General features: G+C 49.9%; 16 protein-coding genes. 8 read left to right on the forward strand and 8 right to left on the reverse strand.

Annotated elements, in window-relative coordinates:
- Genes OQ371_RS18830 through OQ371_RS18855 form a run of 6 tightly spaced genes read left to right on the forward strand, consistent with a single transcriptional unit; the run spans position 1 to position 5,676 of the window.
- A complete protein-coding gene (locus OQ371_RS18830; protein WP_265989788.1) occupies positions 1-879 on the forward strand; it encodes a glycosyltransferase family 2 protein in 879 nt (292 codons plus the stop codon).
- Between the two features lie 35 nt (positions 880-914).
- The gene (locus OQ371_RS18835) at positions 915-2,018 is read left to right on the forward strand and encodes a glycosyltransferase family 4 protein (RefSeq protein ID WP_265989789.1); all 1,104 of its coding nucleotides are present in this window, start codon (positions 915-917) and stop codon (positions 2,016-2,018) included.
- Between the two features lie 10 nt (positions 2,019-2,028).
- On the forward strand, positions 2,029-2,814 hold the full coding sequence (locus tag OQ371_RS18840) for a WecB/TagA/CpsF family glycosyltransferase (RefSeq protein ID WP_265989790.1): 786 nt from the start codon (positions 2,029-2,031) through the stop codon (positions 2,812-2,814).
- A complete protein-coding gene (locus OQ371_RS18845; RefSeq protein WP_265989791.1) occupies positions 2,811-3,833 on the forward strand; it encodes a Gfo/Idh/MocA family protein in 1,023 nt (340 codons plus the stop codon). Before OQ371_RS18840 ends, OQ371_RS18845 begins: the two co-directional genes overlap by 4 nt.
- Before the next feature lie 12 nt (positions 3,834-3,845).
- Positions 3,846-4,727, forward strand: coding sequence for an aldo-keto reductase family protein (locus tag OQ371_RS18850; protein ID WP_265989792.1), 882 nt, complete (start codon positions 3,846-3,848; stop codon positions 4,725-4,727).
- Positions 4,728-4,776: 49 nt separating this feature from the next.
- Positions 4,777-5,676: a glycosyltransferase family 25 protein gene (locus tag OQ371_RS18855; protein ID WP_265989793.1), complete on the forward strand. Its 900-nt coding sequence runs from the start codon at positions 4,777-4,779 to the stop codon at positions 5,674-5,676.
- A 160-nt stretch (positions 5,677-5,836) separates the two neighbouring features.
- Here the strand turns inward: OQ371_RS18855 and OQ371_RS18860 are convergent, their stop codons facing one another.
- Positions 5,837-8,719: a right-handed parallel beta-helix repeat-containing protein gene (locus tag OQ371_RS18860; RefSeq protein ID WP_265989794.1), complete on the reverse strand. Its 2,883-nt coding sequence runs from the start codon at positions 8,717-8,719 to the stop codon at positions 5,837-5,839.
- A 224-nt stretch (positions 8,720-8,943) separates the two neighbouring features.
- Complete coding sequence (locus OQ371_RS18865) at positions 8,944-10,428, reverse strand: circularly permuted type 2 ATP-grasp protein (protein ID WP_265989795.1); 1,485 nt, start codon at positions 10,426-10,428, stop codon at positions 8,944-8,946.
- A gap of 295 nt (positions 10,429-10,723) precedes the next feature.
- On the opposite strand from OQ371_RS18865, the gene OQ371_RS18870 reads away from it, so the two are divergent.
- Entirely contained in the window at positions 10,724-12,205 is a 1,482-nt protein-coding gene (locus OQ371_RS18870; RefSeq protein WP_265989796.1) for a DUF5723 family protein, read from the forward strand.
- A 315-nt stretch (positions 12,206-12,520) separates the two neighbouring features.
- Here the strand turns inward: OQ371_RS18870 and OQ371_RS18875 are convergent, their stop codons facing one another.
- Both OQ371_RS18875 and OQ371_RS18880 read right to left on the reverse strand, forming a co-directional pair.
- Positions 12,521-13,540 (reverse strand): PhzF family protein, encoded by a 1,020-nt coding sequence (locus OQ371_RS18875; RefSeq protein ID WP_265989797.1) that lies wholly within the window; start codon positions 13,538-13,540, stop codon positions 12,521-12,523.
- Between the two features lie 21 nt (positions 13,541-13,561).
- Positions 13,562-14,551, reverse strand: a complete 990-nt coding sequence (locus tag OQ371_RS18880) for a hypothetical protein (protein WP_265989798.1) — start codon at positions 14,549-14,551, stop codon at positions 13,562-13,564.
- Between the two features lie 450 nt (positions 14,552-15,001).
- On the opposite strand from OQ371_RS18880, the gene OQ371_RS18885 reads away from it, so the two are divergent.
- Complete coding sequence (locus tag OQ371_RS18885; protein WP_265989799.1) at positions 15,002-15,169, forward strand: hypothetical protein; 168 nt, start codon at positions 15,002-15,004, stop codon at positions 15,167-15,169.
- 200 nt (positions 15,170-15,369) lie between these two features.
- Here the strand turns inward: OQ371_RS18885 and hslU are convergent, their stop codons facing one another.
- The 4 genes from hslU to OQ371_RS18905 all read right to left on the reverse strand — a co-directional run bounded on the left by hslU (position 15,370) and on the right by OQ371_RS18905 (position 19,543).
- Positions 15,370-16,764 carry an ATP-dependent protease ATPase subunit HslU gene (gene hslU / locus OQ371_RS18890; RefSeq protein ID WP_265989800.1) on the reverse strand — a complete coding sequence of 465 codons (1,395 nt, stop codon included), beginning with the start codon at positions 16,762-16,764 and terminating at the stop codon, positions 15,370-15,372.
- A gap of 140 nt (positions 16,765-16,904) precedes the next feature.
- Entirely contained in the window at positions 16,905-17,951 is a 1,047-nt protein-coding gene (gene porQ / locus OQ371_RS18895) for a type IX secretion system protein PorQ (RefSeq protein WP_265989801.1), read from the reverse strand.
- Positions 17,952-18,044: 93 nt separating this feature from the next.
- Entirely contained in the window at positions 18,045-18,785 is a 741-nt protein-coding gene (locus OQ371_RS18900) for a hypothetical protein (RefSeq protein WP_265989802.1), read from the reverse strand.
- Positions 18,785-19,543, reverse strand: a complete 759-nt coding sequence (locus OQ371_RS18905; protein ID WP_265989803.1) for an LVIVD repeat-containing protein — start codon at positions 19,541-19,543, stop codon at positions 18,785-18,787. Before OQ371_RS18905 ends, OQ371_RS18900 begins: the two co-directional genes overlap by 1 nt.
- Positions 19,544-19,550 lie beyond the last annotated feature (7 nt).

The following is a 19,550-nucleotide window of genomic DNA, read 5'->3' on the forward strand; positions in this document are numbered from 1 at the left end:
ATGATTTTCATTGTGATTCCTGTTCATAATCGGAAAAGCTTAACCCGAAAGTGCCTGGCGTGCCTGACCCGCCAAACGGTATCAAATATCACCATTGTAGTGGTAGACGACGGCTCGACCGACGGGACTGGTGAAATGCTCCGGACTGAATTTCCGGATGCCGTCGTTCTTTCGGGAGACGGAACCCTTTGGTGGACCGAGGGGACCAATGTTGGGGTTCGGTACGCGCTACAGAACGCAGTGGCAGAAGAAGAAAACTTCGTGTTAACGATCAACGACGATACGGAAGTTGGCCCTGATTACGTGGCTTCGTTACTGGCTACTTATTCACGGCATAAACCGTGTCTGGCCGGTTCGGTCAGTGTCGATGTTGCTCAGCCCGAATCGTTGCAATACGCTGGAATGAAATTAAATCTGTATTCAGCAAACGAGACGTACCTGGCTGATTCACGTTTCCAAAAGAGTTACCGGAATTTAACCGAAACGACCGACTATATAGATTCCGATAGCTTACCGGGCCGGGGTGTTTTAATTCCGTTTGAAGTATTTGAAAACATTGGACTCTATGATACAGAACATTACGTCCATTACATGGCCGATGTTGAGTTTACGGTTCGGGCCAAACAGGCTGGCTATCGGTTGGTGATTTCTCCTTTGAGCATTGTTTATGAACACGTCGAAGCTACTGCCCTTCAAGTCAATTCTCAATTGCCTATACGCAAGTTCTGGAAAGGATTGTGGGGCCGGTATTCACCCATCAACATCCCCATGCGCTATCATTTTGCAATGCACCATACCCGAACCAAACACCTTTACTTAATGCTGGATGTAAGCCGAATCGTTACCGGCTATTTTCTTCGCAAACTTCGTCTTTTATAGTACAATGTATACAAAGAATAAAAAATAATATACCGATGAAGCAGGCTCGTAAAATATTATTCTTAACGCAATTGCCCCCACCCATACACGGAGCTTCCAAAATAAACGAATACATAAAAACCAGTATTCCAATTAATGAAAAGTTCGATACAAATTATATCAATATCATAACGGCAAAAGATTTAGATGATGTGCAAAAATTTAGTTGGTCGAAAATTGCGGTCATTGCCAAACTTTATTTGAAAATTATAAAGTCTTGCTTTCAAGTAAAGTATGATTTGGTTTTTGTGACATTGAGCACGGATGGAATTGCTTTTTATAAAAGCGCGCTTGTGTGGATTATGGCGGCTACTTTCATAAAGAGACGGATGATCATGCTGCACGAAAAAGGGATCGAAACGACTGCTCGGAAAAATGCATTTAATCGGTTAATAACCAGGCGAATGATTAATAGTTCTGATCTTATTGTTACTTCAAAATTATTGCTGCAGGAGTTTGCTGGCTATACTGCGAAAAAGTATGTCGTCTGCAGTGGAACTCCTGGTACGAGTAGAATAAAAGACGCTAGTTTTCCGGCTGAAAATGGGCCTAAACTTCTATACTTATCTAATTTAATTGTCGAAAAAGGGATACTAGTTTTTATTGATATATGTGCTGAGTTGTCCAGAAGAGGCTTTTACTATCAGGCGGTCATTGTTGGTAAGGAATCCGACATAGCAATAGAAGAACTTCAGCAATTGATTCGAGAAAAGAATATAAATGATCGGGTTACGTTGGCTGGACCGAAATATAACGAAGAAAAGGAAGCCTATCTGCTAGCGTCGGATTTTCTGGTTTTTCCGACTTTTTACAAACGTGAAACGACCCCGCTGGTCATTCAGGAAGCTTTCAAATTTGGGCTTGTGCCGATTTCTTCTCCTGAAGGTGGTATCCCGGATCTGATTGAGGACGGCATTGATGGATTTGTGATCGATCCGGAAGACGTGCAGCAATATTGTGATAGAATAATGGAATTATCTGCCAATCACGATCGGCTCAAAGCGTTCCGCAAAGCCGGTCAGGCCAAGTTTGACAATCGATTCAGTTTACCGGTTTTTGAAAATAATATGGTTTCGGTATTGGAGGCTGCCCTCAACTAATCATTACACCATGAATACAACTTTTATCAGAAATGATCCGTCGGAAACCCTAAGTCCGGCTCTTACCACTATGGTTATGGGGTATCCGGTATTCTCGGGTTCTCTGGATCAGCTTTCAATCAGTAATCAGGATACTTTACTGATCAATACCATGAGCCCTAATTCCTACGGGCTGGCCCAAAAGGATTCATTCTTCGAGGAGGCACTCAAAAAGTGTGACGTACTGACGCTGGACGGTATCGGGGTGGCAGTTGGTTCGCTCTTGCTCAACGGTAAAAATATCAAGAAGATTGCCGGAGCGGACACCTTTGATTACTTCACGAGCTACTTTAACCAGCGGGGAGGGCGGTGTTTTTTTGTAGGCTCTACCGAAACAACGTTGAAAAAGATCGTTGCGCAACTGGCCTTGGATTATCCCCAGCTTGAAGCCGACTATTACTCCCCGCCATACAAGCATGAATTGACGGCCGAAGATTCGGCTCCTATTATCGAACGGATCAACGCCTTTAAGCCAGATGTCGTTTTTGTGGGCATGTCGGCTCCCAAACAGGAAAAGTGGGCTTATCAAAACAAGCCGTACCTCAACACAAAAGTGATTGCAACAATCGGCAACGTATTCGACTGGTATGCCGGCAACAGCAAGCGGCCAGCCCAACTATGGATTGATCTCCGGCTGGAGTGGCTGGTGAGGATTTTCCTTCGGCCCGAGATATTCCGTCGAAACACCCGGAATCAACTCATATTCGTCAAAGATATGCTTCTCTGTTTCACACGTTTAAAGAAAATGCCAAAATGAAAGATCAAAAAGTAAGAATCGCTATTGTGGGCCTGGGCAAGATGGGAATCGCGCACCTCGCAATTTTGAATGCCCACCCGGCTCTGGAGGTTGTGGGAGTCTGTGACACGTCCGGAATTGTCATGGAAGCCCTAAAGCAGCATTCCACCTTCGAGTGCTTTACCGACTATAAAAAAATGGTCGACAGAGTGAAGCCAGAAGCCGTCTTGATCGCTACTCCCACGAAGCTGCATTTTGAGATGGCCCGGTTTGCCCTGGAACGCGGCCTCCATGTCTTCATGGAAAAGCCGTTTACGCTACAACTAAATCAGGGCGAAGAGCTGGTCAGGCTGGCGGAAGCGCGGAATCTGGTGACCCAGGTCGGTTATCACAACCGGTTTATCGGCGTCTTTAACGAGGTGAAACGCCTGGTGGATCAGGGAGCTCTGGGGGAAATCTACCATTTTATTGGGGAATCTTACGGCCCGGTGGTAACGCGGAAAAAAGAAGATACCTGGCGTTCAAATCCAAGCGAAGGGGGCGGATGTTTGCTGGATTATACTTCCCACGTGGTCGATCTACTTCAGTTTGTTCTGGGACGAGTTGCGAAAGTGGATGGAAGTACGCTCAAGAAAATCTATTCCACTAGTGTTGAGGATGCGGTTTATTCGACGCTGCATCTGGAAAGCGGTATTTCCGGGTTTCTATCGGTGAATTGGAGCGACGAAACGTACCGCAAGATGTCAACACAACTCACCATCATCGGCAAGGGCGGCAAGCTGGTGGCGGATGCTCAGGAGATGAAAGTATATTTCAAATCAACACCCACAATTCCGGGGTACGAAAAAGGCTGGAATGTGAAATACATCACCGACTTGACACCCGAAGTTGGCTTTTACCTGCGGGGGGAAGAGTATTCAGCCCAGATCGATTATTTCGCCCGGTGTATTCAGAACCGGAATGCGCACGGTATCAGCACGTTCCGGAGCGCTCTTGAAACCGATCGCGTCCTCAATTTACTTCGCACTTACACCCATTAATTAGTTATTATCATGGAAAGAATTCTATTTGGTGACAATCAGTTTTTTGCTGTCAATCACCTGTCCGACGAGAAATCCAGAGCCCAGGCCGTACGCTTTAAAGATGACAGCGCGATCATAAAGGTATTGAATACCGCCATCGACTGCGATATCAATACGTTTATGTGTACGACGCACGACCGGATTGCGAACATTTGCGATCATATCCGCAAGCATCCTGATCAATACGCTAATTTTCAGATTTATCCCTGTATGCCGTATGCGCACAAATACGCGAATGCAGTGACCGAACTCGGCATCATGGGGGCATTGAAAGAATACATGCCCAGTTCAAATTTGCTGGGCACGCTGGCCAAAGGCGGTTTGGCGGTTTTCAAGAAAGACTTCGTCAGCATCATGGAAATCCTGGTGGATACTGAGATGAAGATGTTTAAAGGGGTAAGAACGGATGTAATTTTTATCCAGAATGTGATTACGGATTTAATCTTGGGATTGGGGATGTACGACTTTTTCCGGGCGTTCAGTGATTACGTCAAAAAGAAATACAAGGCAGAAGCTGGTTTTATTACGATGAATTTGCCCCTGTTGCAACAAGCGTTGGAGAAAGTTGGCGTTGAAAACCCAATTATTTGCGCTTCAATTAACAAAGTGGGCTTTCGGATGACTGGCGGAGTTGACGTTTATGAGCGTACCCTACGCGAGAAAGAAATGCGTGTTATTGCTATGCAGGTATTTGCGGCTGGTGCCATTCCTCCCAAAGAAGCGCTCGAATACGTTTGCAATTTGCCCCGCATCAGTTCCATTTTGTTTGGCGCTTCTTCCCGAAACCATATCGAGCAAAACCGGGATCTGATTAATGAATTCTGGAAAAAAGAAGAAGCTGTCTTGGTGTAGTGATTTTAAGGTTCCGCATCTCGGTTATTCTGTTAAATAAACGCTTGCTATGATAGCCCCTGTTGCCCTGTTTGCTTACAAAAGGCCGGTAGAATTAAAGAAAACGCTGGCTGCTCTTCAGGCCAATCACCTGGCTTCTGAAAGTGAACTGTACGTTTTTGTTGATGGCCCCAGGGCCAAAAAGGATGTTTTGAAAGTAGAACAGGTTCGTCAGATCGTCCAGGAAATTACGGGTTTTAAGAAGGTTCACCGCGTGATCAGTGACCACAACATCGGTTGCGCCGATTCCATTATCAAAGGAGTGTCCCAGGTTTTGCAGGACCACCCGACGGTCATTGTTGTCGAGGATGACATTGTTACAACCCCTAATTTTCTGGATTTTATCAATCAGGCCCTGGACCAGTACGCTGGCGATGAACGCGTTTTTTCGATTGGCGGCTATACCTTCCCGTTCAAAAAACCGGAAGGTTACCAGGCCGATGGCTACTTTTTCGGACGGCATTGTGCCTGGGGATGGGGAATCTGGGCTGATCGCTGGAAGCAGATTGACTGGGAAATTCGGGATTTCAAGCCGTTTATGAGCGACGCAGCACAGAAGAGAGCTTTCAACCGGGCCGGTAAAGACATGGTGCGAATGCTGCGTAAAACTATGGACGGAGAGCTGGATGCCTGGGACATTCGGGTTTGCTACAATATTTTCAAAATGGGTAAGCAAACGTTGTACCCTACCGTATCAAAAGTTGAAAACATCGGGTTTTATTCGGCGGATGGAATGAATACCAATGTGTATAACCGCTATAAAACGGTGATGGATACCGGTTTGCAACGAAAGTTTTCGTTCGCCAATCAGGTAAGTGAAGAAGAATTATTTGCCCAGCAGTTTCGCCGGAAATACAGTTTGAGGGTGCGGATCTTTGCCAAGTTGTTAACGTATGCAGGTATGCGGTGAATTGTTGTGAACCAGGTACTGGGAAAGAGGGATTGTTCAGACGTATGAAACAGCCCTGTACTATCATAAATTGTGATATGCCAAAGAAAACGAAGCCATTCCGTTGAGAACAGTATTACAACCGCTTATTAGCAAGTGCATAAATCAAGATATAGGTTCATCAACGAATTATAATTTTCTTGTTGTACACTTGGCTTCCTTGACGGAGAACGACTACGTAACGTCCAACTGCGCCCGGGATATGAATTTTCTGTCGTTGAAATCCCGTCCCTTCCAGGATTTTTTGGTGCCAAGGCCGACCCAACTCGTCAATTACTGTTAATTCACTTATAGTCTGTTTTGGGGTGTAAAAAGAAACTTCAAACTCCTCTTTTGTCGGGTTCGGGGTTACCTTCAAGGTTGACTTATCTATCGCGTCGTCAGCCAAAGCTATTAAACGAGCTTGGGAAGGGTAGGTCTGTAAAAAGACAATAGATGATGAATCACGTTCATGAGCATTCAATAAAGTTGGAGTACTGGAAGGGAGGTCGCTTACTGACTTTGCCGAGGTTGAAGCCGTTTTTTTCAAAAGAATGATGGATGACCAGGGGGCTAACGTTAAATAGCCCTGATAACTACGGTTTTCAACATCAACGTATATTGTGTTATTTAAATTGATTGTTTTTTTACTATCAGATGCATTGTATTCAAATCTTATATAATCATCTGGGTTTGTTAGGGCAAGATCAGCTTCACGCAGTTGTAGATTGTCGATAAAAAAGGTACCGTCTGTCTGATCAACCTGGAAAACCAAATAAGCATTCGCTTCTGTAGTAAGTGAAGGAAAAGCAAATTCTTTCTCATTCCTAATGGAACTCATGTCGCACTGATAACGTGGACTTAAATCGTTATATGGAAAATCACGCTTTCTCAAAAATACCTGAAAGCTACGTTGATCATTGGTGCCCCGTAAACTGAATTTAAGGATGTATTTCTTTGCTGCGCTTACTGCTCCTACCTCCATCGTAATTAATGCGCTCCGGTCCCGAACCGAGGGATTGATAGTTGTATTAAAACTGGTCTTTAAGCATCCTCCATTTAATCCGCCTGTATTACTCCAATCCAAATTGATGTTGCCTGATGGTGACCAGCTGTAAGCGTAGTTGATGTGATTTGTAAAGCTGCCATTAAGAAATTTATTGTCCCCCAGTAACGTCTTTATCTGGTAAGAGGGGATTTGTATAGGCGTTTTATGAGAGTTTATATCAAGAATAAAAGAAGATTGCCATTTGGCCAAGGTGTGCACTATAGATAAACCTGAACTTAAATGGTAATTAGAATAAGTGTTAATGACATAGCGGTCATCAAGTGGACGGCAGTAGTAATTGTTGTCAAATGAGCTAAAATCTTTAATGTCGTTTAAGTTGGAATAAATTTTTGAAATCAGTTGATGGCCGTGCTTAGAAAAAAAGCGGTTGTGATGGATTGAATTGTTTCTAACCTTATGTTCGCTATTTTGAAGCATGAACAGCTGCGATTCGTTGTCAAAAACCGTATTATTTGACACATCGATATGGTTGGCGTTGTGCAGGAAGATTCCACTCCCATTACAAAAAGCAATTGTATTCCCTTTTACTTCAACGGATCCGGTATTGTCATCCATATAAATTCCATTGGTCGCAGAAGCTTTTGAGTCGGAAGTCCCGTTTCTGGCGCCAATACCGTTGATAATAATATTATTTAAGACCTGAGAACCTTTTTCGGGGTAAATAGAATCACCATTCCAACTGTATATTCCTCCACCATCGTCTTTTACCAGATTGAAATTAGAGATGAAGTTGTTTCGTAGGACAGTATAGTCTCCCTCAAAACGAATTGCCGAATAACCCGTATTAGTAACCTTATTCTTTTCCACCAAATTGCCGGAGCCTCTGATGATTAATGCTTGGTAAGTATCATCACCATTCATTCCCATGCCGCTTATCAATCCAGTCCTGTTGATAGTATTGGTTCGAATGACAACATTGGTAGAGTTAGTAAGATAAATACCGTTGTTTCCAGAGTCTGAGATTTCTGAGTCTTCAATGACCAAAGAAGAGTTATTTTGGCCTAAAATTCCGTTTGTTGATGACTTGATGGTACAGTTGGAGATGGAAAGATTATGAGTTTCTAATAAATTGAAAACAGTATGATCCGCACCTTCTAAATAGAGGTTCTGGAATTTTATAAAGTTCTTACCAGAATTTTGAATCAAGGTATTTATAAGAGCAACTTTAATATTTAAACTGTTGGGATGAAGTCCGTTGTTTAGATAAAGAGTTATTTTTTTAGTCGATTTATTAAGGTGCCATTCACCTGATTTATCCAGAGTAGCGAGATGGTTCTGAATGAAATAACCAAAGTTGTCTTCGGCTTGATAATGAGAGGACCCGCTGTAAGTAAGTGATGTACCGGAATGTTGTAGGATAATTCCTCGATCAAGAATCCATCGGTTTTTACGAATAACAACCTCAGCACCTGTCCAATTTTGATTGGAGTTTAACTGATTATCCGTGATTCTTGTGTTGCCAAGATGACTTTCGTAGGTTAAATATCCTTTGTTCGCTGCGTCAGCATTCGGATAGCGGCCCATAGGCTCAACTTGTCCATTAATAGTAAGAATGTTGACAGAGTTGGTTAAGTCATTGTGGGCAGTTTCCCAGATACCATTACCCCGGGAAATCCAATTGCTCAACTTTATAAACCCGGAAATTATTGGCTTATGACCCGAACCATAATCGGCAATCGTTATAGGAAGGCTGTCAGAACCAGACTTTGATATAATAATCTGTCCATAAAACGTTTCTCCCCTTTTAAATAAAACGGCGTCACCCGGCTGGAGATGCGAGAAAAAGGAATTCAGCTTCGAAAGCGTTTTCCACGGTGTTGCTTGATTTTGGGCCTGCAAACTTGTTCGGGAATCATCACCAGTCTGCGAGGAGAAATAGTAGTTTGCTGCCTTTAGCGAAGAAAAGCAACTTAGGAAAAGACCAAAGAAGAAGAGTCTTATGAAAGTGGTTTTCATGGCCCAGTTACTGATGAAAGACCAGGGTATTGCGTCTCTTTATCAGAAAGCAAACAGAGTGCCATATCAAGCCATACCTTGATTGACAAAGCTCTTTAACTTATGGCCAGCGTTATGGGGTTAAAGTCTTAAACAAAAGTGATTAAGTAAATAGGGCCTGACAAGGGGCCATAGATAGGCACTTGTCAGGCCACAACGGTCAGCCTAATTGGTGTTTGTATGGTTCAATACAACACCCACGTATCCTTCCCGCCCCCGCCCTGCGAGGAGTTCACCACCAGCGAACCCTTCCGCAACGCGACGCGGGTCAGGCCGCCCGGAATCACGTTAATACCGTCTCCGTACAGAATATAAGGCCGAAAGTCGACATGGCGGCCTTCGGTATGGTCGCCCACGATGGTCGGCACGCGGGAGAGCGAAATCGTCGGCTGGGCAATGTAATTGCGCGGATTGGCCTTGATCTTTTTGCGGAACTGTTCGTGCTCCGCTTTCGTTGCTTTCGGACCAATCAGCATCCCGTACCCACCGGCTTCGTTGGCTTCTTTCACCACCAGTTGCTCAATGTTTTCCAGTACGTATTTGCAATCGTCTTCTTCCCGGCAGATGTACGTCTGCACGTTCGGAATGATGGCTTCCTCACCCAGATAATATTTAATAATCCGCGGCACGTAGGCGTAAATCACTTTGTCGTCGGCCACGCCGGTGCCGGGGGCATTGGCCAGGGCTACCCGTCCTTTTTTGTACACTTCAAAGATACCCGGAATACCGATCAGCGACTCGGGATTGAACACGTGCGGGTCCAGGAACGTATCGTCGATCCGGCGGTATATCACATCAACGGTTTGGAAGCCCTTCGTTGTGCGCATCTTGACGTAGCCGCCCGACACCACCAGATCCCGCGAATCTACCAGCTCGACGCCCATTTGCTGGGCCAGGTACGAGTGTTCAAAATACGCCGAATTGTAAATACCGGGTGTCAGGACCACCACCGTCGGGTCGGGGCGGTCGGCGATGTGTTGCAGCAGTTGCAGCAGCCGCGTCGGATAATCGGAAACCGGTCGGACACCCGTGCGCGCCAGTACCTCGGGAAAAGTTTGCTTCGACAACTCCCGGTTTTCGAGCATGTAGGATACCCCCGACGGACAGCGGAGGTTGTCTTCCAGCACCATAAACTCGCCGTCATCGCCCCGGATCAGGTCCGTACCGGTAATGTGGCACCAGATGTTTTTGGGCGGTTTCAGGCCCATGCAGGCCGGCAGAAAACACTTGCTCGATTCAATTAGATCCCTCGGTACGACGTTGTCGTTCAGAATCCGCTGGTCGTTATACACATCGTGAATAAACAGGTTGATGGCCTGAATGCGCTGAATCAGACCGCGTTCGAGCCGGTCCCACTCCGCCGAAGGAATCACCCGCGGAATAATATCGATCGGCATGATGCGCTCCGTTCCTTCGCCTTCCGAATACACGTTGAAGGTAATCCCCATCGACATCAGCGCCCGCTCCGCTGCGTGCTGCCGCCCGATCATGTCTTCACGGCTCAGTTGTTCAACTCGTTGCTTAAAGGGTTCATAGCCGGAGCGTACCTGACCGTCAGCCGTGAACATTTCATCATAAAAGTTTTCAGTCTGGTAGTCAGTAAATGAAAACGAGTTACCCTGTAATTGTACTTGTGTTAGGTTTCCTTGTGATTGAGATTGAAATTGCATAGGCGGGCTGGTGATTTTGGCGAATAAACCCTTTTAAATGCAATAATATACAAAATATTCTATGGTAGACGTTAAATAGGGAGAGTTTGTAAATTATTTTCGAGTAACTCGATTTTTAAATTGCCATTAACTAACTACTTCTTCATTTTAGTAAACAACCCGTATCTTTGAAGGACTCAGCGTTGCACAAAAAGTTTGCATCACTTCTATCTGGCATTGAATGAGAGTACGGTACGGTCGTTTATTAGCAACATGGGTTCTTTTAGGAACGTTTTTTCCCGTTAAAAGTCAATACATGATGGGGCTCTCCAACAGTAATTACGGAGGGGTTCATTCGGTTTACCGCCACCCGTCCGAGGTGGCCGATTCCCGTTACCGCGTTTACCTTAATCTGGCTTCCGTCGACGTATTTGCGGCCACGAATCAGGTCCGCTGGGTGGCGCCGTTTCCCATGATCCGGTACATCACCGGCAATGTACCCGCTGAATACCACCGCGAACGCGGACGCAGTCTGGGTCGAACCGGCTTTATGAAAGAGATGCAGAATGGCCGCGATAAACGGTTGACCCTGGGCGGAGAAGTGCGCGGCCCCGCAGCCCTGCTGACGTTAACCGACCGGTTTGGGATTGCCTTTTCCTCGCGGATCAGGACGGTCGTTTCGCACCGTAATACCTCGGAAGCTACCGCCCGTCTGATGTTGTTTGGAACCCAGATTCCCGAACTCCGCGGCATTACCAACGAAAGTCAGCACGGAATGGCCAACGTCAACAGTTTCGCCGAAATGGCTTTTACGTTCGGGGCGGTGCTGCTGGATAACGACGAAGCCTTCTGGAAGGCGGGCCTAACCGTCAAGCGCAATGTTGGCCTTTACAACACCCACATCCGGGTCGATAACGGGACGCACCAGATCGTTCGGGATCCCACTCAGAACGGCTTTCAGGCCCTACAGATCGAGAATTTTAACGGCAAATACGGCTACACATCTCAGGAAGCCTTCCAACGCGCCCGCATCACACCGGGCTGGCTTTTCGGCAAACAGTCCGCCGGAGCGGGCTGGGGCTTTGATCTGGGCATCACCTACGAATACCGTCCGGATTACCGGAAGTACACTTACCGGGAAAAAGGCGAGATTCGGCGTGATCCCACCAAAAACAAATACCTGTACCGCATTTCGGCCTCGTTGGTCGATATTGGCGGGGTCCGGTTCCGCAACCCGGCCATCGTTAATCTGTACCCGATTTCGGTGACCAACAAAATGATTACGTACCACACATTTTTGCCCGTTAAACAACCTGATGACGTGCATGAACGGATTGTCGATTTGCTGGATCTGCCCGTAACCGACCGGACCACTTCGTACCGTTCCGGATTACCGGCAGCGTTGAACGTCAGCGGGGATTACCGGTACCGGGAGAATGTATACATCGGTGTTTTGTGGACGCAAAGTCTGGTTGCTCCCAACGCAACGGCCATGTCGACGCCCTCCATGCTGGCCATCGTGCCGCGCTGGGAAAGCCGGTGGGCGGAAGTGTCGATGCCCATTGCGCTTCAGGATAATTATTCGATGCCTACCGTTGGGCTGGCGTTGCGGGTGGGGCCGGTTTTCGCCGGAACGGATCACTTGGGGGGGCTGGTTAACATCGGGGATCCGCGCGGAGCCAGTCTTTACGCCGGGGCAGCCATTCCGCTGTTTCGTCGCGGACCGCGTAACCCCAACGACTGTTACTTCCCCCCGCAGGAAGGTGGCTACTGGAAACGGTGGGGAAGAAGGCGCTAGTTCCTTTTCCCTAACCTGGCGGCTTCCGGTCTGAAAATTCCCGAAGAAAAGCACTATTTCCCCGCGTAGAGAAGCTTAATCAGGCAAATCAATTTCTGTTATCTCCGCTTTTGCGTCAATACGTATATAGCGAAGCGTTAGTTTGGTTGTAATTCTGGGACTAGGAATCACAATTGACCTTTTCGAAAACTCCGGTCTTCTGAGGCAGGCCGCGTCATACCCGTACGCGACGGATGAAGAATAGTTGATTGGTATATGTTGGTTTCGACCGGCAGGCAAGGACCCTTGCGGCCCTTTTGCCTGTCGGTCGAAACGCTAGTTACTGCAATCCGACAGGGTAGCTGCGGGAATGTGTATGTCGATCGTGTGGGACACCTGCGCCGAGCCGCCCACCAGCAGACCCGTAATGAGGCCCTGTTCTGTCTGAAGCCGGGCTGTGAGCAGACTGGGGGAAGGCGGCTGCATCAGGTGCCCTTGCTCAATCAGGAAGGTCGTTTTCCGGAGTTTGAGAGCGTCGTACAAGTAGCAGGCCAGTGGACCAGCCGCCATGCCGGTTGCGGCTTCTTCATTGATGCCGTAGGCGGGCGCAAACATCCGGGCGCCCGCGTCGCGGTCGGGCTTCCGCGTGTCCGGCGAAAACAGGTAGTAGCCCACCAGGTCCAGCCGTTCGCTGACGCGTTCGATTTCGGCCTGGTTCGGAACCGCCCACTGCACGATTTCGGCCGAGCGGACCGGAACGAGCATGAACGAATTTCCGGTGTTTACAACCAGTGGTAATTGATCGTCGAGTAAATCAGAGGGGGTTAGGCCCAGCGATTGCAGAATTCGCAGGTTGGTTACCTCGGCATCCAGCAAATCGGGAAATTGGTAGGTGGGAGCCGCCTGCTCCATGAAGGCCAGGTCGCCATCCAGGTAAACCGCCCGGGGGCCATCGACGGTTTCGCGCGAGCTGTGTGTTTTGGTCAGAATGCCCTGCTGGGCCAGGTACGAAAAGGCCGCAATCGTGGCGTGGCCGCAGTGCGCGATCTGACGCACGGGCGTGAAAAATTCCAGATTGAAATCGGCCACGGCCGAGGCCGAAACAAAAGCCGTTTCGGAAAGCCCTACGCGGGTAGCAATGCGTTGTTTGGTAGCCTGATCGAAGCGGTCGGCGTCGAGGACAATACCGGCGGGGTTGCCGCCGGTACCACCGTCAACAAAGGCGTTGACAACGGAAATCGTTACAGTTGACATGATATCGGGGAAATTGACGAACAAAAGAGAGTTCTGGAGACAGGAACGGTAGGCCAGCGCATCGGGTAGATACGCCGGGCCACCGAAAACTGAAAACCGCAAACCATAACCGTTATCCTTTTCCTAGTACGTGTACGTAGCCGTTAGGGTACCACCCGCTCCATGCGTGGTACGCTGAATTGGCAATCCCTCCGCATTGTAGGCATAGTCAACCGTCTGCCGACTGATCTCCTTGCCGTCTTTGCTGCGCACGATTTTGGTGTGGTAATTATTCACCCGAAACGTAACCGAAGGCAGGAAAGGATCATTCGCCATCAGGTTCTCCACGTGCTTCTGATGGTCGTAGTCCGCAAAAGAGATGGCGAGTTCCAGTTCGTAACCGCCGTCCGGTCCGACGTTGTAAAAATCGCTCATCGTGGTCAGGTTACCGGTACCATCGTACTGGAACGTCCGGCGGAGCGCATTTTTGAAGTTTCTCGATTTATGATCGAGCTGCACCAGTTGGCCCGCAGCCGAATAGCGGTACGTGCGCGACACCAGCAGGGTGCCGTCTACGGCGAATTCCTCCGTACGCGCAACCTGGTTGCCGGTATAATGATACAGCGTGTAGGTGCTGGAAATCTTCCGGGTATCCAGGTAATTGGTCTGGTCGAGCCGGATCAGGCGCTGGTTGGCATCGTACTGTAAATCGTAAACCATGCGCTTCACTTCGCCCGTTCCCTGGTTGAACATGTACTGGCTGGCGTACTGCACGGGCGTTCCCTTGGCGTCGTACTTGACTTCCTGAAAATCGAGGGCCGAATAGCTGATTTTCATGCTTTTGTACACGCTGACCGGATCGCCGGTGCCCGTGGAATCGCCCGGTTTGGGGTCCGACGGTTTGCCGGGATTGGTCGTGGTGGAATCGCTCTGTGGTTTGCCGGGCGTTTTTACGGTATCCACTGATGGTTTGCCCGCATTACCCGGACGGGGGGCCAGCTCAGTAGCCGAGCGGTTACAGGCCGCTACGGTTAAAGCACCCAGGATAACCAGCGCAAACTTGCCGGAAAAGGGGCTGCGACGGGTGGGCTGCGGTGCGGAGGATTGACTCAAAAGAGATTTTGTTGTGTTCATAGTGTTTTGGAGGTGTGTATTCAATGTCCAGGTGTCGCTTGGAACCTGGGGCCCTGTACTGAAAGAGCATTTTTGTGAATTGGGAAAGCAATTAATTCGACCGCATCATACCGGGTCTTCGTGCGTTCGGACCCAATTGGGATGCTTCCCGGAGCGGGGGCGCGTCAGGTCGGTGCGATGCGGACACCCGGCGGGATGCTTTCGTCGGGTATTCCAACCGGCTGATCGGGATGGAGTGGATAACGGTATGGTTTGCATCAGCTTGTTGTTTAACGGGCGTAAAATTGAGGGGTGACCACCGGATCAAAAAACGCTTGATTCATCAAACCGCACGAAACCGTCACGAACTGTTAGTTTTTAACGCTTAAATAGATTTGTCCTAAAATCGACCGGTTGGCAATTTGTACAATGAGGTGGCTAAATCCGGGCGTGACCCGATGATTCCGGCGAATGGCCTACGGAGTGTTTGGCGTATGTTGCGTTGCCGCTAGATGGGGTGGGGGATCCGGTCTGCGCCCGACGGCCAGCAAGATTGTGTCCTGGTATTCGGACGGTATTCTGGGCCGGAACCGGATGGTGGTTTACGAGAATCAGGTCGTGAAAAAGTTGCCTGCGTGAAGCCAAACCAGTTGGTAATGACCGGGGAGACGGTATGCTGACGCCGAAGTAGAGTATCTGTTGCTGAAAGGTTTAAAAACGACCTTGCCGGGGCTGGCTGGGCGAATGGAGGGGGCGCGGAGTGTAGCCCGGGTTTTCCAAAACCGTTCTCGGAAAAACCCGGGCTAAATCCAGTGTGGTAACATCCAAAAAAGACGGTTTTACAGAATAAACTGACTTAAATCCCGGTTTTTAACCAGCGAGTTCAGCCGTTCCGCCACCATTTCTTTGGTGATAAGCACCTTCGAATTGGCACCGATGGCGTCCGGGATGTCAAACATGAAGTCGTTTAGCAAATGGCTCATGACGGTTTGTAACCGGCGGGCACCGATGTTCTCAACTTCCGAATTAACTTGGAAGGCAATCCGGGCGATTTCCCGCAGGGCTTCTTCGTCATACGTCAGTTCCACATTTTCGGCCGCCAGCATGGCCACATACTGCTTCGTCAAGGCGTTTTTTGGGGCCTTCAGGATCTGGAAAAAATCATCTTCCGACAAACTTTGCAGCTCAACCCGGATCGGGAAGCGGCCCTGCAACTCCGGAATCAGGTCCGACGGTTTGGCAACGTGGAAAGCCCCAGCGGCCACGAAAAGGATGTAATCGGTGTTGATGCTGCCGTATTTGGTGGTGACGGTGCTGCCCTCCACAATCGGGAGCATGTCGCGCTGCACCCCTTCGCGGCTCACGTCCGGCCCGCCCGAACCGTTGCCCCGGCTGGACGCAATCTTGTCGATTTCGTCAATGAAAATAATGCCGGTATTTTCGGCTTTGCGGATGGCTTCGTCCTTCACTTCATCCATATCGATGAGCTTTCCGGCTTCCTCTTCCAGCAGGATTTTCTTAGCTTCGGCAATCGTCACCTTGCGTTTTTTGCCGCGCCGGGGCAGCATTCCGCCGATCATTTCCTGAATGTTCATCATCGACAGTTCATCGACCGTGCCGCCGATCATGCCGATGTTGGGCGCCTGCGTCTGCTGCACATCAATCTCAATCTTGCGCTCGTCCATCTCCCCGTTGCGGATTTTCTCCCGAAACCGTTCGCGGGTCCGTTCGTTGAGTTCGGCGTCCGAGTCGGGCATCTCGTTTTTGTTGGCGGGTTCGTCGAGCACAAAACCGGTCGGCTGTTTCACGGGCGGTATCAGAATGTCAAGAATCAGGTCTTCCACAATTTGCTGGGCGCGGGTTTTGACCTGCTCTTTTTTGGACGCCTTGACCATGTTGACCGACTGTTCGACCAGGTCGCGCACCATGCTTTCCACATCGCGGCCCACGTAGCCCACCTCGGTAAATTTGGAGGCTTCCACTTTGGTAAACGGCGCGTCGGCAATTTTAGCCAGCCGCCGGGCAATTTCGGTTTTTCCAACCCCGGTTGCCCCAATCATCAGGATGTTGTTGGGCGTAATTTCCCGCTGCATCTCGGGCGTACTGTTCATGCGTCGCCAGCGGTTGCGGAGGGCGATGGCAACGTTTCGTTTGGCGTCGTGCTGCCCGATGATGTACTGGTCGAGTTCAGCAACGATCTGGCGTGGGGTTAAATCTTTGAGTTCTTGCGTCATAATTTATGGATAATCAACAACGGACAAGGAATCCAAAACGGCGCGGTCGGATTTAGGCGAATCAGGTTGCCGGGAGGTGGTATTCCTTGTTCATTCACAACAAAGAAACGTAGGAAAAGGTAATTTCTGCCCGCATTTTCCTATTTTTTTGGCAGCATGCGGTCGAGCTCGAGCCGGAAGGTCAGTGAGCTGCTTCCCCCAACGGCGGGAGTCGCCAGCGCCCGGGCGTAGGTCAGCTGAAACCCTTTTGCCTGAACGGTGGCTCCAAACGAAAACCCGGCCGCGCCCGTTCCCGTGGCCAGTCGGCCTTCCTGCCGGCGCAGGTGGTTGTAGCCCGCCAGCAGATTGACGTTCCGGTGAATCAGAAATTCGAGCCCGACGGCCAGATGCCGCATGATTTTTTCCGGAACCGCTACCTTCCGCGGAATCGGATTGCCGTCCAGGTCGTACGTCACGTTCAGCGCCGGGTCGCTGTAAACAATGTCAAACCGGTGCAGGTGGTGGGCGGTCAGAGTGGCGCGGATGGGCAGGTGTTCGGGTTTGACACTCACGCCCGCCTGCAAATCAAACGGCAATTCGGGCGATCCGGTTGCCTGACCGGGAAAGTACGTTTTCAGCCGAAACCCAGCGTTTTTGGCTACCAAACCAAAAACCAGCTCTTTTTCGGGATGCCGCCAGGTGCCGCCCAGATCAAACAGAACCGCGAAGGCCGAGTACGTTTCGATGGAGGAGCCAACGGCTTTGAGGGTGGCTCCGAGCGTAAAATTGCCTTCCGTGCGGGCGTGCGTCAGGCTGAGCGCGTAATCGTTGGCCGTAAACGTTCCCACCGGATTGCCGACCAGATCCGTCTGCTCAAACGAGCCGTAACTCAGGTACTGCAACCCGGCGGCCCAGTAGCCCTTGCTGCGGATGGGCAAACCGTATTGCAAGCCGTAAAAGCGGGTGTCGGCAAAGTAAGGGACGAAGGTCAGTGACAACTGATTCCGCGCCGACGAATCGAGCAACGCCGGATTTTGCAGGAAAAATAACCCCTGCGGCTGGGTGTTCGACGTGACCAACCCACCCAAAGCCGCCACGCGGGCGTTCGTCGGAATGCGTAAAAAGCCAAAACTATCCTGTCCGCCCGGCGGCTGGGCGTTCGCGAGAACGGAAACCAGGAAGAAAAAAACGGCGAAACAGGCTTTCAAAAGACGTTGGGTTTGCGGTTTCGGACAATGGCCCACGGCATTGCACCGCATCGACAGGTTCAGCGAGGAAACCGAAATCAGAAAGCCGTAAAACTACAAAACATACCCCAATTTTATTCCCAGCGTTCCGCTCACCCGTGAACCGGCCCGGCTGACGTCCCAGCCAAACAGCGAACCGGAGGTACGGATGATGCTGTCGTTGCCGTTGGCCAAGTTTTGGAACCGAAAGGGTGTTACGGTGCGAAAACCCAGACCCATGTAAAAATCCAGCAGCAAACGGTTTTCGCCCGGAATGCTCAGCACGAATTGGCGACCGAGTTTGAAATGAGCGCCCCACACCATTCGGGACATTGGAAAAGCACCCTGCTCAAAATAGGCGCAGGTTCCGTCCACACACTCCCGGCCCACGGCGGTGGTTTCCAGAACCGAGAGCTGTTTGAAAAACGTTTCGACGGCGATGTAGCGGCCAATTGGCGAGGTGGCATAGTGGGGCCGGCGGTTGCTGCGGTAGCGTCCCGAATACCGTCGCCATTCGAGTCGGCCGCGCCAGACCTCAAAGTCGTCGTAGTCTTCCCGGCGGTAGGGATACAGGTTGAGGGCCTGCCATCCGTAGCCAAATTCGGCCTGAAGGGCGTGTTTTCGGCCCAGCAGCCGTTCGGCTCCGAACTGAATCGTGTTGTCAATATCAAGCAGAGACAGCGGGGCAAATTTGATCACCCACTGCGGAGGACGGTTCATCACCGGCGTCAGCGTATCGGTCAGAGGCCGTTGGGCCAGCCCACGAATCGAAAAAAGAAACAGCAGAACGAGTACTTTGCAAAAACGGTCCGCCATCAGTTTTCAATCGGAAGTTTACTGAGCAGCGTCAGTTGCTGCGACGAATCGTAGCGGTACTGAAAAATACCGTCTTTTCCGGTGACGATCAGCACCGAACGGTTGGGAATCACATCGTACGAGCGAATGTTGGTAAAGGTTTTGATTAACTTAAGCTCGACCGGATCGGTGGCGTCGAACACTTTCAGGCCCGAATCGCCTTCGGAGACAAACAGCAGGTTGCCATCGATGCCCAGGCCGTGCGGATTAATCATTGGAATGGAGTTAACCTGCACCGGGTACGCCAGGTTGCTGATATCGACCACCTCCAGCCGGTTGGGGCCGGTGTTGCAGCTGGTGCCGCTGCGGAGCGTGACGTAGGCGTAATTGCCCTGGGCCACCACCGGATCGCAGCTAAAAATATGCTGGTACAGGGCCGTCTGCTGCGGTTTGGCCGGATTGTTCAGGTTCATGATGTACATACCGGTTTGCGTACCGATAAAAAGGTGGTTGTTGTACGGAAAAATCGTTTCCACCCCAAAACCGAGCGACGTGCGGCCCACGCTGCTTGGGTTGTCGCTCTGCTGGACGTTGTAGACTTGCAGGCTGTGGTGATTGACCACGTACAGGTAGTTGCCCGCAACGGCAAAACGGGCCATGGAACCACCGGTTCCGCTGCCACCGCCGGGGTTGATCGTTGCGCTGTCTTTGTTGGCCAGTTCGGAGCAACCCGTCAGGGCGGTGAGTCCGATCAGAATACCGTATAAATAGTTTTTCATGGAGGTA

It is taken from the genome of Larkinella insperata (assembly GCF_026248825.1).
In the GTDB taxonomy this organism is placed as follows: domain Bacteria; phylum Bacteroidota; class Bacteroidia; order Cytophagales; family Spirosomataceae; genus Larkinella; species Larkinella insperata.

Bases quoted from the DNA above. Each gene is read 5' to 3' on its own strand.
- OQ371_RS18830 (WP_265989788.1), top strand. From the start codon at position 1: ATGATTTTCATTGTGATTCCTGTTCATAATCGGAAAAGCTTAACCCGA.
- OQ371_RS18835 (WP_265989789.1), top strand. From the start codon at position 915: ATGAAGCAGGCTCGTAAAATATTATTCTTAACGCAATTGCCCCCACCC.
- OQ371_RS18840 (WP_265989790.1), top strand. From the start codon at position 2,029: ATGAATACAACTTTTATCAGAAATGATCCGTCGGAAACCCTAAGTCCG.
- OQ371_RS18845 (WP_265989791.1), top strand. From the start codon at position 2,811: ATGAAAGATCAAAAAGTAAGAATCGCTATTGTGGGCCTGGGCAAGATG.
- OQ371_RS18850 (WP_265989792.1), top strand. From the start codon at position 3,846: ATGGAAAGAATTCTATTTGGTGACAATCAGTTTTTTGCTGTCAATCAC.
- OQ371_RS18855 (WP_265989793.1), top strand. From the start codon at position 4,777: ATGATAGCCCCTGTTGCCCTGTTTGCTTACAAAAGGCCGGTAGAATTA.
- OQ371_RS18860 (WP_265989794.1), bottom strand. From the start codon at position 8,719: ATGAAAACCACTTTCATAAGACTCTTCTTCTTTGGTCTTTTCCTAAGT.
- OQ371_RS18865 (WP_265989795.1), bottom strand. From the start codon at position 10,428: ATGCAATTTCAATCTCAATCACAAGGAAACCTAACACAAGTACAATTA.
- OQ371_RS18870 (WP_265989796.1), top strand. From the start codon at position 10,724: ATGATGGGGCTCTCCAACAGTAATTACGGAGGGGTTCATTCGGTTTAC.
- OQ371_RS18880 (WP_265989798.1), bottom strand. From the start codon at position 14,551: ATGAACACAACAAAATCTCTTTTGAGTCAATCCTCCGCACCGCAGCCC.
- OQ371_RS18885 (WP_265989799.1), top strand. From the start codon at position 15,002: ATGGCCTACGGAGTGTTTGGCGTATGTTGCGTTGCCGCTAGATGGGGT.
- hslU (WP_265989800.1), bottom strand. From the start codon at position 16,764: ATGACGCAAGAACTCAAAGATTTAACCCCACGCCAGATCGTTGCTGAA.
- OQ371_RS18900 (WP_265989802.1), bottom strand. From the start codon at position 18,785: ATGGCGGACCGTTTTTGCAAAGTACTCGTTCTGCTGTTTCTTTTTTCG.
- OQ371_RS18905 (WP_265989803.1), bottom strand. From the start codon at position 19,543: ATGAAAAACTATTTATACGGTATTCTGATCGGACTCACCGCCCTGACG.